Annotated in this window: 15 protein-coding genes; 11 read left to right on the top strand and 4 right to left on the bottom strand. The window is 42.7% G+C overall.

Features of this window, described 5'->3' with window-relative positions:
- Positions 1-43 precede the first annotated feature (43 nt).
- The 4 genes from RHM67_RS02420 to RHM67_RS02405 form a co-directional block, all read right to left on the bottom strand.
- Positions 44-964, bottom strand: a complete 921-nt coding sequence (locus tag RHM67_RS02420; protein WP_322227400.1) for an IS3 family transposase — start codon at positions 962-964, stop codon at positions 44-46.
- A 421-nt stretch (positions 965-1,385) separates the two neighbouring features.
- Positions 1,386-2,132, bottom strand: a complete 747-nt coding sequence (istB, locus tag RHM67_RS02415; protein ID WP_322227467.1) for an IS21-like element helper ATPase IstB — start codon at positions 2,130-2,132, stop codon at positions 1,386-1,388.
- Between the two features lie 19 nt (positions 2,133-2,151).
- Positions 2,152-2,922: a Mu transposase domain-containing protein gene (locus RHM67_RS02410; RefSeq protein WP_322227468.1), complete on the bottom strand. Its 771-nt coding sequence runs from the start codon at positions 2,920-2,922 to the stop codon at positions 2,152-2,154.
- Positions 2,922-3,674 carry an IS21 family transposase gene (locus RHM67_RS02405; protein ID WP_322227469.1) on the bottom strand — a complete coding sequence of 251 codons (753 nt, stop codon included), beginning with the start codon at positions 3,672-3,674 and terminating at the stop codon, positions 2,922-2,924. The genes RHM67_RS02410 and RHM67_RS02405 overlap by 1 nt, the downstream gene beginning before the upstream one ends.
- Positions 3,675-3,926: 252 nt before the next feature.
- Between RHM67_RS02405 and RHM67_RS02400 the strand changes: the two genes are divergently transcribed.
- From RHM67_RS02400 to RHM67_RS02350, 11 genes are all read left to right on the top strand, one after another.
- Entirely contained in the window at positions 3,927-5,126 is a 1,200-nt protein-coding gene (locus RHM67_RS02400; RefSeq protein WP_322230316.1) for an HAD-IC family P-type ATPase, read from the top strand.
- Between the two features lie 10 nt (positions 5,127-5,136).
- Positions 5,137-5,298 carry a class I fructose-bisphosphate aldolase gene (locus RHM67_RS02395; RefSeq protein ID WP_322230313.1) on the top strand — a complete coding sequence of 54 codons (162 nt, stop codon included), beginning with the start codon at positions 5,137-5,139 and terminating at the stop codon, positions 5,296-5,298.
- 167 nt (positions 5,299-5,465) lie between these two features.
- Positions 5,466-7,139 carry an ABC transporter ATP-binding protein gene (locus tag RHM67_RS02390; RefSeq protein ID WP_322230310.1) on the top strand — a complete coding sequence of 558 codons (1,674 nt, stop codon included), beginning with the start codon at positions 5,466-5,468 and terminating at the stop codon, positions 7,137-7,139.
- Positions 7,140-7,649: 510 nt separating this feature from the next.
- Positions 7,650-8,150, top strand: coding sequence for a DUF3347 domain-containing protein (locus RHM67_RS02385; protein ID WP_322230307.1), 501 nt, complete (start codon positions 7,650-7,652; stop codon positions 8,148-8,150).
- Between the two features lie 83 nt (positions 8,151-8,233).
- Positions 8,234-8,707: a hypothetical protein gene (locus RHM67_RS02380; RefSeq protein WP_322230304.1), complete on the top strand. Its 474-nt coding sequence runs from the start codon at positions 8,234-8,236 to the stop codon at positions 8,705-8,707.
- Positions 8,708-8,868: 161 nt separating this feature from the next.
- Entirely contained in the window at positions 8,869-9,147 is a 279-nt protein-coding gene (locus tag RHM67_RS02375; protein ID WP_322232166.1) for an MFS transporter, read from the top strand.
- A 427-nt stretch (positions 9,148-9,574) separates the two neighbouring features.
- Positions 9,575-11,632 carry a copper-translocating P-type ATPase gene (locus RHM67_RS02370; RefSeq protein WP_322230302.1) on the top strand — a complete coding sequence of 686 codons (2,058 nt, stop codon included), beginning with the start codon at positions 9,575-9,577 and terminating at the stop codon, positions 11,630-11,632.
- A gap of 55 nt (positions 11,633-11,687) precedes the next feature.
- Positions 11,688-12,041: a DUF6799 domain-containing protein gene (locus RHM67_RS02365; RefSeq protein WP_322230299.1), complete on the top strand. Its 354-nt coding sequence runs from the start codon at positions 11,688-11,690 to the stop codon at positions 12,039-12,041.
- Between the two features lie 234 nt (positions 12,042-12,275).
- A complete protein-coding gene (locus tag RHM67_RS02360) occupies positions 12,276-12,521 on the top strand; it encodes a hypothetical protein (protein WP_322230297.1) in 246 nt (81 codons plus the stop codon).
- A gap of 56 nt (positions 12,522-12,577) precedes the next feature.
- Positions 12,578-13,573, top strand: coding sequence for an NADP-dependent oxidoreductase (locus RHM67_RS02355; RefSeq protein WP_322230295.1), 996 nt, complete (start codon positions 12,578-12,580; stop codon positions 13,571-13,573).
- Between the two features lie 13 nt (positions 13,574-13,586).
- Positions 13,587-14,282: a type 1 glutamine amidotransferase domain-containing protein gene (locus tag RHM67_RS02350; protein WP_323515250.1), complete on the top strand. Its 696-nt coding sequence runs from the start codon at positions 13,587-13,589 to the stop codon at positions 14,280-14,282.
- Positions 14,283-14,429: the final 147 nt, after the last annotated feature.

Here is a 14,429-nt window from a genome sequence, read left to right as displayed (position 1 = left end):
GTTTTTCTTTTTTGCTTCTTTTTTTCTTTTTGCCAGCACGGTCTTAAATGCCAGTAACCTGATTTTCCTCCTTTCCTTTTTTGGGGCGTGGATATCCCTTCCAACGCTTTTTGATTTCACCGGACATGCCATGAGCCTGCTCCGGTGTATGGTAATTTAAGCTTGCGTGTGGACGCCTATCGTTATAATGACCAATGATTGCTACAATGCATTTCTTTGCTTCCTTGTGGTTCTGATAAACCTTTTTAGGAAAGAACTCATTCTTGATAATTCCGTTAACGCGCTCGGCAAGTGCATTTTCATAAGGACTGCCGCTTTGAGTCATACTAATGGCGATCCTATCCTGGTTTAGCAGTGCTGTATAATTCTGGGAGCAGTATTGTATTCCTCGGTCAGAATGATGTATCAGGATAAATGGAGATAGCCGTTTCCTTCCGTCTACTGCCATTTCCAGGGCTCCAATACATCCAACTGCTTCCAGGCTGGGATGCAGGGCATATCCAACGATTTTTCTGGAATAGGCATCTGTGATCAGGCTCAGGTAGCTGAAGCCTTCCAACGTACGGATATAAGTTATATCACTTACCCAGAGCTGCTCTGGTGCTGATACGGTTAGGTGCGTGATCAGGTTAGGATATTTTCTTAACCAGTGATGAGAATCTGTTGTTTTCACCATGCGTCTTCTTCTGCGAATCAATAAGCCGTGGAAACGTAGCAGGTCATACAGCAGGTCCCGGCCCATCTTTATATCATGTTTTTCCATCTCCGGAATGAGCATATGTAATAGTTTTCTGGTTCCAAGCATAGGAACAGCAGCACGGAACTCACCAACCAATGTTAACACAACCATATGTGCTATGCTTGTCCTTGCAGCCTTATGATGAGCTAAATAGTAAGCCTGACGGCTTACACCAAACAGTGCACAAATAGCTACCAGGGTATACTCTGGCCGCTTTTGCCGCATTCTTAAGACTGTTTGGTACCACGCTTTTTTCGGATCTTGATATGTAGGTCACTTTCAGCTACCTCGATCATCGTTTCCAAGGCAAGGTTCTTTAATTGAGATAGCTCTAATGCCTTAGTAAGCTCATGTATCTTCTTTACGAGTAACTTTGATTCCTGACTTTGGGTCATCCCGGGAAGCGCTGAGGAATTGTTGACATTCAGCAAAGTAGTCAAATTAAGCTTACCTGCCCATGCCTTTATGGTGTTTCTTGGAACCCGGTATTTTCGGCTTGCCCCAAGGCTGGATATACCAATTTAATTGACCCCTCTCGCCAATCGTTCGTGACCCCTTTGAGTTAAGGGTTTAAAAGAGCATAAAGTTATTGTACAGACAGGCTCCTGGGAGCGGATGCTTTTGTCCGGTTTAACAACTATTATTTTTACAAAAATACATTTTCTGATTTAGAGTTTCTTCTCCTTAGTGATTCGCCATACAGTTCAACCCTTAATGAGTGATGAACAATGCGGTCAAGGATAGCATCGGCGATTGTTTTTTCACCGATAACATCATACCATTCCTTGACTGGGATCTGCGAAGTGACCACCGTAGAGCGCTTTTGGTGCCTGTCTTCTATAATATCCAGTAAAGAAGCCCGGCTCTGGGCATCAAAAGGCTGTAGACCGAAGTCGTCCAATATCAACAGATCGGCCCGTTCTATTTTTTTCAGTTCTGCCAGAATGGTACCTTTTGCTTTGGCCAGCTTCAGCTGGCCCATAAGCTTGGCCGTATTGACGTATAAGACCTTGTACCCATTCTGACAGGCCTGATAGCCAAGCGCTGTCGCCAGATAGCTTTTGCCTGTTCCGGTGGAACCGGTAATAAACAGATCCTTGTGCTCCTTAACAAAGTCAAGCCCGGCCAGCCTGTGTACCTCATTCTTGTCCAGACCACGATCTATACCGTAGTCAACCTGCTCCAACGAAGCTTTATACCTAAAGCCTGCTCCCCTGATGGCTCGTTCTACGTAACGGTTTCGCCGGTCGTCCCATTCACTGGCGACCAGCAGGGCGATGAACTGATCGGCTGTAAGCGATTCTTTTACTGAACTCTCCAGATTGGTTTTAAAGGCATCATACATGCCATAAAGGCGAAGCTGACGCATCTTGTCTAATGTTTCATTATTCATTTGTTCTATGTTTTATGGGTTACTGGTAATATTCTTTTCCTCTGATATTGTTATGGGCGGGGATCACTGATGTCTCGTCCTCTGGCTGAAGCTGGTCCAGGCGTTTCTTGAGTATCTCTTCGATAATTGGATAGTTATACTGGTGGAGGTTGTAGGCCCAGCGGCAGGCACCAGCCAGCCTTCCGGCACCAACACGACGGGCAAAGCTTAGAATGCCAGCGCATGATTTGTAAGCCTGTTCCGGATAGACCTTATGTTCCAGTACCTTGGTAATGTAGCGGGCTACATCCTCATGAATAGCTTCGGCCTCCTGAATAAACTTTTCAGGGCACCATTCAGTAAGGAAACGATGCTGCGAGGCCAGGTGATTGTCATCTGTTGTGTGGCGATACTTGATACGGACACGTGGATGGGCTGCGATCTGAGTGTACTGGTAATAGATCTTAACGGAACCGGAAGTATATAAGACCTTGACCTTCTTTCCGATATAAGTGTAAGGCACGCTGTAATAGTGAATATCCTCGCCCAGGCGGATATATCCGTTCTTCATAACGGTAACCATTACCTGTTTATTAACCTCGTAACGCAATGGGTTCAGTGGTGCCAGTACATCCCGTTCGATCTCTTCGAACTGTTCCCTGCGGGAGTAGGTCCGCCCGGAGAAGGGTTTGTTGTTATGGATCTCTAAAGCGGGACGTATAGCCGAGTTCAGCGATCCCAGATCGCTGAACCTGCGGCCTTCCAGCCTGGTGTATATGCTCCGGTAGATCAACTTTACCGCTCCTTCCACTAAGGACTTATCACGCGGCTTATAAACACGTGCAGGCACAACGGTAACGGAATAATGTTCAGCGAAGGAAGCGAACTCGTCATTAAGTATGGCTTCGTATTTACTCCCCGGGTTACCGCAGAACGCAGGTTGTCCGGCACCATGGCAACAGGAACCCCGCCAAAGTAATGCAGCGCATTCTCACAGGCTTTGATCAGATCTTCTTTACGCTGGCTTTCCACCGCTTCTACATAAGTAAGCTGACTGCAGCCCAGGATAGCTACAAACACCTCCACATCCTGTACGCTACCTTCGGATAGGGTGATCTGCAGCTTACTTCCTGTGAAGTCAATATACATCTTATCGCCGGCCTTGTGATCAATGTGCATGACCGGCCGCGAGAGTTGTAGATAAGTGTGGACCGCATTATTGAACCGCGAACGGCCATAGCCATCAGGATACTTTTCGATATACTCATTATGCAGCATCTCGCGGGTTACGCCCTTCTTTTTGAGCTTCTTGCATATCTCGGGAAGCAAGGCCTCCAGCGTCTGCATACGGGGATTGTTCTCGGTCTTGCCAACCGGGGTAGTGAACAGCACGGCAAGCTCGCTATCGCTCCTGGCGCCAAATGCCTCGTGGCTTATGCCCAAATCGTGCCATACACGTACGTACTTTTTAATGGTGTTACGGGAAATACCTACCATCCCGTGAATCGTTTTGACCCCGGTACCCTGACAGTATAATCGAATGATCTGCCTTAGTTTATTCATCTTGATCGGTTTATTGGACATTGTATTCGCTGGTTTTCGTTTATCTAAAAAGTAAACAAAAACTTTGTCCGCAGGTACCGTCAATACAAAAACTTCGAGCTCTTTTAGGGGGTCACTTTCGCGTGGCGAGAGGGGTCACTTTGCTTTGGCGAAGTGGGGTCATCATCACGCGGCAAAAGGGTACTTCTTCAATCGGTCTGATGGGGGCATTTTATTGAGTTTTATCCATCCATACAACTACAATACGAGCAATTGAGCGCCCAAGGCTTCCGCACTTTAGGCGTGGCTTACAAGCCTGCCGATGCCAAACAGGATTTCACCAAAGCGGATGAAAAGGATATGGTCTTTTTAGGTTTCATCACCCTATTTGATCCGCTAAAAGCCAATGTTGCCGACTTGATGGCTAAAATGAATGACCTGGGCGTAAAACTTAAATTTATTACCGGGGACAACGCCCTCGTCGCCAAAAGCCTGGCTTTGCAGATAGGCATCAAAGATCCGCAGATATTGACCGGTGCCGATCTGCTGAAAATGAGCAATTCCGCCTTGTTCCATAAAGCGCCCCTGACCGATGTCTTCGCGGAGGTCGAGCCCAATCAAAAAGAAAGGATCATCACCATTTTGAAAAAAGCAGGCCATGTCGTGGGTTTTATGGGCGATGGCATTAATGATGCCCCGGCACTCCATAGCGCCGATGTAGGCATATCTGTCAATACCGCAGTTGATGTGGCCAAAGAAGCGGCCGACATTGTATTATTAAGCAGTGGTCTTGAAGTCTTGATCGATGGAATTATTGAAGGGCGCAAAACTTTTGCCAATACCATGAAATATATTTTTATGGCTACGAGTGCGAACTTTGGCAATATGTTCAGTATGGCAGGCGCGTCTTTGTTTTTGAAATTCCTGCCCTTGCTGCCGAAACAGATCCTGTTGACCAATCTGTTAACGGACTTTCCCGAAATGGCCATTGCTACCGATAGGGTTGACCAGATCAATATCCAATCGCCGCAACGCTGGGACCTGGGTTTTATCAAGCGCTTTATGATCACCTTTGGCTTGTTGAGTTCCGTTTTTGACTACCTGACTTTTGGCGTATTGCTATTTGTTTTTCATGCGAATGAAAAGTTGTTTCAAACCGGCTGGTTCGCTGAATCGGTCATTTCTGCAACATTGATCGTTTTGGTGGTAAGGACACGGCTGCCTTTTTTTAAAAGCCTGCCCGGCAAATATTTGGCTATTGCTACGGTATTGATTCTGATGCTCGTATTGGCATTGCCATTGACACCTTTAGCCACCTGGTTCGGATTTACCAGGCTGCCTTTAACTTATTATGGCTGGATGCTGCTCATCATTTTGTTTTACCTGGGATCAGCAGAACTGGCGAAGCGGTGGTTTTATAGAAAAATGAATGCTGCTGCAAACAAGCAAATGTTAACGGTGTTGAAAAAGTAAAACATATGAAATGGATATAAAGGAGTTGAAAAACATCGTTAACCACTTGATGTCCGGCGATAAGGGCCTACTGGCGATGGACGAAAGTACGGCGACCTGCAATAAACGTTTCGAAGCGCTGGTATTCCGCAAACGGAAGAATATCCTTATTACTCATAGCTTTGTTTTTTAACAAAAGCGCTGCAAAGTCACATGGCTAAAACGATACGTAATCCTGATCTTACTTTTAAACAACGGCTCACGGCTTTAAAAAATTTACCGGAACTATTCCGGCTGGTCTGGCAAAGCAGCCCTAAAAAGACTACCCTAAGTTTCCTGCTTCGTATTATGCGGTCGGCTATGCCGGTTGCCCTGCTCTATGTGGGTAAACTAATTATTGACCAAGTTGTAGGGCTAAATCGTCTCGGAGGCAGCCAGCACGAACTATGGAAATTATTAATTATCGAATTCGCCTTAGCTATATTGACGGATGGGCTGAACCGGGCGATTAACCTGGTGGATAGCCTTCTTGGCGACCTGTTTTCCAATTATACCTCTATGCGGATCATGCGCCATGCAACGACACTCGATTTGGACCAGTTCGAGGATTCTGTATTTTATGATAAACTGGAACGGGCGCGGCAGCAAACAGTCGGCCGTAGTATACTATTATCGCAGGTAATGAGCCAGGTGCAGGACTTTATTTCGATGGTTTTTCTACTTACTGGGTTAATTGCTTTTAACCCGTGGCTCATTATATTGTTATTAGTGGCGATCATTCCCTCATTTTTAGGTGAATCTTATTTTAACAGCCAAAACTATGCCTTAACCCGCAGCCAGACACCAGAAAGACGCGAACTGGATTATATACGCTACCTGGGGGCCAGTGATGAAACCGCAAAAGAAGTGAAGATATTTGGCCTCTCTGACTTCATTATTAACCGTTTCAAAACACTATCAGACAAATTTTATGCTGATAACAGCGAACTGGCCGTTAAACGTTCCGCCTGGGGCACCTTTTTTTCGGTTTTGGGCAGCGTTGGTTATTATGCAGCCTATGGTTTCATTATTTACCATACTGTTACAGGCAGGTCATCGGTTGGTACGCTGACGTTTTTGGCAGGCTCTTTCAGGCAATTAAGCAGCCTGATGGAAAGTATGCTTAACCGCTTTACTACGGTGTCGCAGGGTGCTATTTACCTGAACGACTTTTTAGAGTTCTTTGAAATCAAACCCAAAATAAGCGTTGCGGAAAAACCATTACCATTCCCCAATCCCATTAAGCAAGGATTTACCTTTGAAAATGTTGGGTTCCAATACCATAATTCGGAGAATTGGGCTAACAGGCATTTGAACTTTACACTGCATCCCGGTCAAAAACTGGCACTGGTCGGTGAAAACGGCGCGGGTAAAACAACGCTTGTCAAGTTACTTGCTCGATTGTATGACCCGACTGAAGGACGAATTTTATTGGATGGGATAGATCTGAAGGAATATGCAATCGAAGACTTGCGTTTAAATTTGGGCATTATCTTCCAGGATTACCTCCGTTATCAAATGACCTTTTCCCAAAATATCGCAGTCGGCAATATCAACGAAATAAACAATAAAACATTAATTCAAAAAGCCGCTCAGGAAAGTTTAGCCGACGTACTTGCTGAAAAGTTGCCTAACCATTATGACCAATGGCTGGGGCGTAGATTCAACGATGGGGTAGAATTGTCGGGAGGTGAATGGCAAAAAGTAGCTTTAGCACGCGCTTATATGAAAGATGCCCAGGTATTGATCCTTGACGAACCAACCGCCGCCCTGGATGCAAGGGCAGAATATGAAGTATTTCAGCGTTTCGCCCAACTTACCAAAGGAAAATCAGCCGTATTAATTTCGCACCGTTTTTCTACAGCACGCTTAGCTGACCGTATCCTGGTATTAGATAAAGGGACAATACTGGAATCCGGCACGCATGAAGAATTAGTAATGAAAAATGGTCGCTATGCAGAATTATTCCAATTACAGGCTATGGGCTACCAGTAATTTGATTTTAAACTTGTCGTCATGAAACAATTTGCTACCTTATTGCTTAAATATGTAATTAATATGAAGTTTAAAGCGTTATTTCTGGTATTTATATTCCTGTTTAATACAGGAGTTTGATTTCATTGCGCTTTACGTAGTTGTCAAGATGACTGTAAGGACGAGATCACTGAGCATCAGGACAGTTCAGACGCCTCCGTAGAAAAACAAGACGCTTGCTGCCAGGGTGCGGTAAATAGTTTTGCCTCGCTTGCTTAACTGGTTCCTCAATCTGTCAAAATTTTCGTTCCTATATCTACCGCTTATATCAGGGCATACGCCCCTTATGTGTTAAGTCCCGTTTTGGACGTTAAGTCGTTTCGTCAGCTTTTGATCGATAAGCGACAGCGCCCGCCAACGCCCGATATCCGTATCGCTATACAACGTTTTCAGGTTTGATTAAGGTTATTCAATGAATGAACATGGCTTTGCCATGCCTAAAATTATTGTTTAACGTTTTATCATATCAACATGAAAAAGATATTTTTATTTGTTACTTTCATAGCAACCGCATTTACACAACAACTTTTTGCGCAGGAAACTAATCCAACTGCACTTACACCCTTACTTACTTCGTATTACGATATTAAAGACGCTTTGATCAAATCAAATAGTGCTGATGTGGCTACCCATTCGGAAGAGTTTTTAAAAGCCGTTAATAGCGTAGATATGAAATCGCTCCCCGCAGCCGATATGGCTACTTTTATGGCTTTACAAGAAAAACTGGCTTTCGATGCACGGCATATGTCAGAGAGCAAGGATATTGACCATCAAAGAGAGCATTTCGCTAATTTCTCCACTAACTTCTTCAAACTTGCCAAAACTGTAAAACTCACAGATCAACCTATTTATTATGCTTATTGCCCGATGAAAAAGAGCTATTGGTTATCGGCTGAGGCGGGGATCAAAAACCCTTACTATGGGAGTCAAATGCTGACTTGCGGCAAAGTCACTGAAACTCTGAATAAATAAACTTACAAATTATCTGTTGACAAGTTAACCTATCATGAGCGGTCACGCCGCTCATGATAACTAATAAAATTTATACTAATCCTATGAAAAATATAATCATTCTTTCCGCTATCGGCATGGCTTCATTTTCAATGGTTGCCTGTAACAATACTAACAAGACATCCTCCGGCAATACAAAGGTTATAGCCGGATTAGGTGCCGTTGCAGGCCCATTGCTGGGAAATCTTTTAAAAGGAAATTTGAAGTTTAACCTGCTCTTCGGAAAACTTACCCTTGACAAATTTTCCACTCCTTTTGTCATTTCTTCTTTACTGACTTTGGTGGTTTTCGTCCTGTATATTTTTTTATTACCTGAATCGTATCAGGTTCCTAACAAAGTAAAAATGCAAACCTCAGCAAAGGCAAAAGTGCCGCTAATGCCAGGCTGGAAATTACTAAACAAAACATTCATACTGTTGCTCACTTTATCCTTTATCAGTCAGCTTTCGTTATCTATGTTTGAAGGCACATTCGCCTTACACTCGCAACGCCTTTTTTATTTGGACCACAGCAAATGAGCATTGTCTTTATTGTTAGTGGGTCACTAATGGGTTTATTACAATTAGGCCCTGTATCATGGTTAATTGAAAAGAAAGGTGAAAACGTTTTGCTGCCCTATGGTTTTTTGTCTCTTGCAATTGGTATATTCATGTTGACTACTTCGCGTGAAATGGGATGAATTTTAGTCTATGTCGCCTTTATTTCAACGGGAATGGCCCTGCTGACACCAAGCCTGGCCTCGCTCGTTACACAGGATTCAAAAAAAGAATATGGTGCTTCACTGGGTATCTTTAGTTCCGTTAATAGCCTGGGCCAGGTTACAGGCGTAGTGATCGGAGGAATAATAATGATATGGTCGAATCACCTTGCTTATTGGATTGTTGCAGTTGTTCTGGCAGTTTCTGCTTATTTGGTGTTGCCCAAAAATCGATTGGTGACTATTAACTCCTTAAATTGATTTAGTCATGTTGAGAATTAAACCTTATTCAGCCAGTATACTTGCATTTTCAGGGTTACTTCTTGTTGGTATGGGGTTTTACTTTATTTTTTTTTCGTCCCCCTTTGTTGGCCGAGGATCTGCAATATATGGGAGCAACATCGCAGAATATTGAAGTTCAAATACCCGGCCTGTTTAATTGGTTGCAAAAAGTTTTTTTTGTGCTGGGAGGTTATATTTTCACTACAGGAATACTTACAACATTTATATCGTTTACTTCTTTCCGCAGCCGCACCTCGGGCTCATTTACCTTTATTTTATTGGCGGGATTCAGCTCAATCGTATTAATGACTGCGGTTAATTTCACAATCGGGTCTGATTTTAAATGGTTGTTATTGATTTTTACACTACCCTGGGCGATTGCCCTAATTCTTTACAAAATTCACAAATGAAAGCTACAGAAATGAGACATCAGCATCAAGCCGAAAAACCTGCAAAAACGGAAAATATGGATCACAGTAAAATGCAAAAGGGTCATGACCCGCACATGGGTATGTCAGAGCATAACCACCATGCTATGATGATCGCTGATTTTAAAAAGCGGTTTTATGTGGTGCTGGTGTTGACCATTCCTATTATGCTCTTATCAACCATGATACAGCATTTTATGAGGGTTAACTGGGCTTTTATCGGGTCTTCCTACATTTTGTTCGCCTTGTCCTCGGTTGTATTTGTGTATGGTGGCTGGCCATTTTTAACAGGTTTGGTAGATGAGGTGAAGGCTAAGAATCCCGGCATGATGTTCCTGATCGGTTTTGCGATAACTGTTGCCTACAGCTACAGCGTAGCTATTGTATTCGGTTTGAAAGGGATGGATTTCTTTTGGGAACTGGCTACCCTTATTTTGATCATGCTATTAGGGCATTGGATAGAAATGCGTTCGGTAATGGGCGCGTCAAATGAACTGGAGTTATTAGTCCAATTAATGCCAGCTGATGCACACATGGTAATGCCGGATATGGTGCATGATGTAAAGACAGATACGCTAAAGGAGAATGATATTATCCTGATCAAACCCGGCGAGAAGGTCGCGGCTGACGGGATCATACTGGAGGGCGAGAGTTACCTGAACGAATCCATGCTGACGGGTGAATCAAAGCCGGTATTGAAAGTTAAAGGCGACAAAGTGATCGCCGGTTCGATTAACGGTAATGGCTCTTTTAAAGTTACCGTATCTCATGCTGCCAAAGATTCCTATTTGTCGCAGGTGGTAAAATTGGTCGATGATGCGCAAAAGTCAAAATCCCAGACACAGTTGCTGGCGGATACTGCCGCAAAATGGTTAACGGTGATCGCGTTGGTTACGGGCATCGGTACATTCTTGTATTGGTATTTAACCGGCCAAACCTTAGCGTTTGCGATGGAGCGGATGGTAACAGTAATTGTTATTTGCTGCCCCCATGCTTTAGGTTTGGCCGTTCCGCTTGTGGTGGCTAAGTCAACGGCTTTATCGGCCAAACACGGTTTACTGATCAAAAACCGGACGGCCTTTGAGAACGCAAGGAAGATCACCACCATTGTTTTCGATAAAACGGGGACGCTAACTGTAGGCAAGTTTGAAGTATCCAAAGTGGTTTCCTTAAATAAGGACATTAAGGAAAATGAACTGATACGTTTGGCGTCGGCCTTAGAGCAAAAATCTGAGCATCCCATTGCTACAGGCATCCTGCAAAAAATTAAAGACTTAAAACTGTCTATTCCACAAGCCGAAAACTTTAAGGCGATCACGGGCCAAGGTGTGGAAGCGACCGTAGAAGGCAAAAAGCTATTGGTGGTTAGCCCTGGTTATTTACAAGAAAATAAGGTAACGCTGCCGGATGGTTTTACTGCAAATGATACAGAAACTGTAGTATTTGTACTAATTGAAAACGAGTTGGCAGGATATATTGCATTATCCGATGAAATACGTCCTGAATCTGCGGAAGCGATAAAAACGTTGAAGGAAGAAAAAATCAAATCTATCCTGCTAACGGGTGACAATAACAAGGTAGCTGCCAGTGTGAGTAAAACTTTGGGTATGGATAGTTTTATTGCCGAAGTATTGCCACATCAGAAATTGGAGAAGATAAAAGAATTGCAAAGCAAAGGTGAGTTTGTGGCGATGACCGGGGACGGGGTAAATGATGCGCCTGCACTTGCACAGGCGGATATTGGTATCGCTGTAGGTTCTGGTAGTGATATCGCCGCAGAAACCGCAGGAATCGTTTTAGTAAATAGTAATCCAAAAGATATTGTAAGCCTGATCATGTTTGGTAAAGCAACTTACCATAAAATGATACAGAACCTTATTTGGGCAACAGGATATAACGTGGTCGCTTTGCCATTGGCAGCGGGGGTATTATATAACCAGGGTATTGTATTAAGCCCGGCAGCGGGTGCAGTATTAATGACCGTCAGTACAGTGGTGGTAGCTATTAACGCAAGTCTACTAAAAGTAAAAAGCTAAGTTTTAAACGTGGCTCGATTAGTGGGTATATATAAGAAAACTAACCAAAAAAAACATGAAAAAAATTATGATCGCCTTAATTGCTGTTACACTGAGTTGTAGCGCAATGGCACAAACCAAAATGGCCGACACCTCTATGCATAAGAGGTCGCACATGTCTATGAAAAAAATGAACCACTCCGCGATGATGATGGACGGTAAAATGATGACCATGATGCACGGTAAAAGTATGCCAATGACCAAAATGATGACCATGAGCAATGGAACTATGGTGATGACAGACGGTACCGTGAAAATGAAAGACGGCAAAACCATGATGCTAAAAGAAGGGCAATGTGTGATGATGAATGGTAAGGTTATGAAAATGCCGATGAAAAAAGGCATGATGGATGATAAGATGAAAATGTAATTGCATCCGTCTAAAAACCCGGCTGATACTTTATAATCAGTCGGGATATTTCTATATGCCTGGCCATACCAAAGCCACAGTTTCCCGCAATACAGGGAATGAAGTCTTTAATTAGGGAGCAATCCCCCTTATTTTGAAAATTGCACGGCGGCGTCCGCCCGGAAGAACACCCCCTGTTTTCCTATTATTTGATGATCTTTTCATTCTTTGTAAAATTGATTTAAGTGTAATAAAATGAGTTATGAAATAATATTCGAAGACGAAGCCATAAGAATAGCACACATTACATCTGCCACTTTTAAAACCTGGAAAATTTGGCGGGTTCAATTTCATGATGGCAAAGAAGCGGTGCTTTATAAATGTGGAAATGAATGGATGCAACGTATTGAAGATCAACTTGAAATTGGGTTTTTAATAGCTATAGGTAAATGTATTGACGATCATGGTTTGAAAAACCCATCACTACTGTTCGATAATTAGAATTTTTAGAGATTCTTATTCAGGAATTTGTAATTCTTTGTATTAAAATTTAAATAATGAATAAAGTAATTCTGTTACATAAAAGGCCCGTTGGAAAACCTGCCTTAAGTGATTTTAAATTTGCCATTGAAGAGGATCCGGTAGCGGATGAGGGCGAACTATTACTGAAAACATTATATGTTTCAGTAGATCCTTATCTACGTGGAAGAATGAGTGATTCTAAATCTTATGTTCCGCCCTTTCAATTAAACAAACCAATCCAATCAGGTATTATAGCAGAAGTTATCAGGTCAAATCATACAGATTTTAAAATCGGTAATTTCGTTTCCGGAAATCTGGAATGGAAGGAATACCAGATATCTGTAGGTAGCGGATTGACCAAAATAAATGATAGTGCTGATAATTTAAGTAAATACCTGGGCATCTTAGGCATGACGGGGCTCACTGCGTATTGTGGGCTGACAGAGATTGGAGATCCTAAAGCAGGTGAAACTATTGTGGTATCAGGAGCCGCTGGAGCTGTGGGGAGCGTAGTTGGCCAGATCGGTAAAATACTCGGTTGCAGGGTGGTTGGAATAACGGGAGCAGACGAAAAAGTCGACCTTTTAAAATCAAAGTTCCATTTTGACCAGGCTATTAATTATAAAACTGCAGGAAATTTGAAAGAAGCAATTGGAAATGCTTGTCCTGCCGGGGTTGATGTTTATTTTGATAACGTTGGCGGTGAGATATCTGATGCTGTTTTAGCCAACATAAATAAATATGCCCGCATACCACTTTGTGGCGCAATATCTCTTTACAATGAAACAAAGCCACCAGTGGGACCGCGTATTCAATCAGTGCTTTTGGTTAAAAGTTCTTTGATGCGTGGATTTATCGTTTCTGATTTTTCTGATAAATTTCCCGCAGCCATAAAACAATTGGCAAGCTGGCTAAAAGAAGGCAAACTCACTTATGCCGAAACCATTGTGGAAGGATTTGATCATATTCCGCAAGCATTTCTTGATCTGTTTGAGGGAAAGAACGAAGGTAAAATGATTGTTAAAATTTAAAATAACCGTAATTATGAAAGTATTAATCGTTTTAACATCCCATAGTAAGTTGGGAAATACAGGTGAGAAAACCGGTTTTTGGATAGAAGAATTTGCCGCGCCTTATTATGTGTTGGCCGATGCCGGTGTAGAATTAACCATCGCATCTCCAAAAGGTGGGCAGCCGCCTATTGATCCGAAGAGTGAGGCACCTGGTGCACAAACACCGGCTACGCTACGGTTTAATAATGATCAGGCTTTAAAAGATAAATTAGCCAATACCATTAAATTGAGTAATGTTAGTCAGATCGACTATGATGCGGTATTTTATCCCGGAGGGCATGGCCCGTTATGGGATTTGGCAAACGATGAAATATCTATTGCTTTAATTGAAAACTTTTATAAACATAACAAACCCGTGGCTTTTGTATGCCATGCACCTGGAGCCTTGATAAAAGTCAAAACACCTAACGGCGAACCTTTGGTAAAGGGAAAGGCTATAACAGGTTTTTCTAATGCAGAGGAAGACGCGGTTAAATTAACAGCTATAGTTCCTTTTTTGCTGGAAGACGAATTAGAAAAATTGGGTGGTGTTTACACCAAAGGACCCGACTGGGGGGTATATGTAAAAAAAGACGGTCTTTTAATCACAGGACAAAACCCTGCTTCCTCAGAAGCAGCAGCCAAGTTACTTTTAACAACACTTAAAGAAAAAAATAACGGAATTTAAACTTCAGGAAAAATACTGATAGGCTATTGTAAAGAAATGCCTTAGCAACCATGAAAACAAATAGAATTATAATAGTGACCATCGTTTCGCCTGTGATAAGTTTTAGTTCAACCGTTTGCAGAACTTATTTACAGACTTCTTTATAGT

It is taken from the genome of Mucilaginibacter sp. 5C4 (assembly GCF_034345625.1).
In the GTDB taxonomy this organism is placed as follows: Bacteria; Bacteroidota; Bacteroidia; order Sphingobacteriales; family Sphingobacteriaceae; genus Mucilaginibacter; species Mucilaginibacter aurantiaciroseus.
Note: the sequence above shows the minus strand (reverse complement) of the source record. Positions and strands in the feature narration are given on the sequence as shown.

Bases quoted from the DNA above. Each gene is read 5' to 3' on its own strand.
- RHM67_RS02355 (WP_322230295.1), top strand. From the start codon at position 12,578: ATGAATAAAGTAATTCTGTTACATAAAAGGCCCGTTGGAAAACCTGCC.
- RHM67_RS02380 (WP_322230304.1), top strand. From the start codon at position 8,234: ATGAAAAATATAATCATTCTTTCCGCTATCGGCATGGCTTCATTTTCA.
- RHM67_RS02360 (WP_322230297.1), top strand. From the start codon at position 12,276: ATGAGTTATGAAATAATATTCGAAGACGAAGCCATAAGAATAGCACAC.
- RHM67_RS02370 (WP_322230302.1), top strand. From the start codon at position 9,575: ATGAAAGCTACAGAAATGAGACATCAGCATCAAGCCGAAAAACCTGCA.
- RHM67_RS02405 (WP_322227469.1), bottom strand. From the start codon at position 3,674: ATGAATAAACTAAGGCAGATCATTCGATTATACTGTCAGGGTACCGGG.
- istB (WP_322227467.1), bottom strand. From the start codon at position 2,132: ATGAATAATGAAACATTAGACAAGATGCGTCAGCTTCGCCTTTATGGC.
- RHM67_RS02365 (WP_322230299.1), top strand. From the start codon at position 11,688: ATGAAAAAAATTATGATCGCCTTAATTGCTGTTACACTGAGTTGTAGC.
- RHM67_RS02350 (WP_323515250.1), top strand. From the start codon at position 13,587: ATGAAAGTATTAATCGTTTTAACATCCCATAGTAAGTTGGGAAATACA.
- RHM67_RS02395 (WP_322230313.1), top strand. From the start codon at position 5,137: ATGGATATAAAGGAGTTGAAAAACATCGTTAACCACTTGATGTCCGGC.
- RHM67_RS02420 (WP_322227400.1), bottom strand. From the start codon at position 964: ATGCGGCAAAAGCGGCCAGAGTATACCCTGGTAGCTATTTGTGCACTG.
- RHM67_RS02390 (WP_322230310.1), top strand. From the start codon at position 5,466: ATGCCGGTTGCCCTGCTCTATGTGGGTAAACTAATTATTGACCAAGTT.
- RHM67_RS02385 (WP_322230307.1), top strand. From the start codon at position 7,650: ATGAAAAAGATATTTTTATTTGTTACTTTCATAGCAACCGCATTTACA.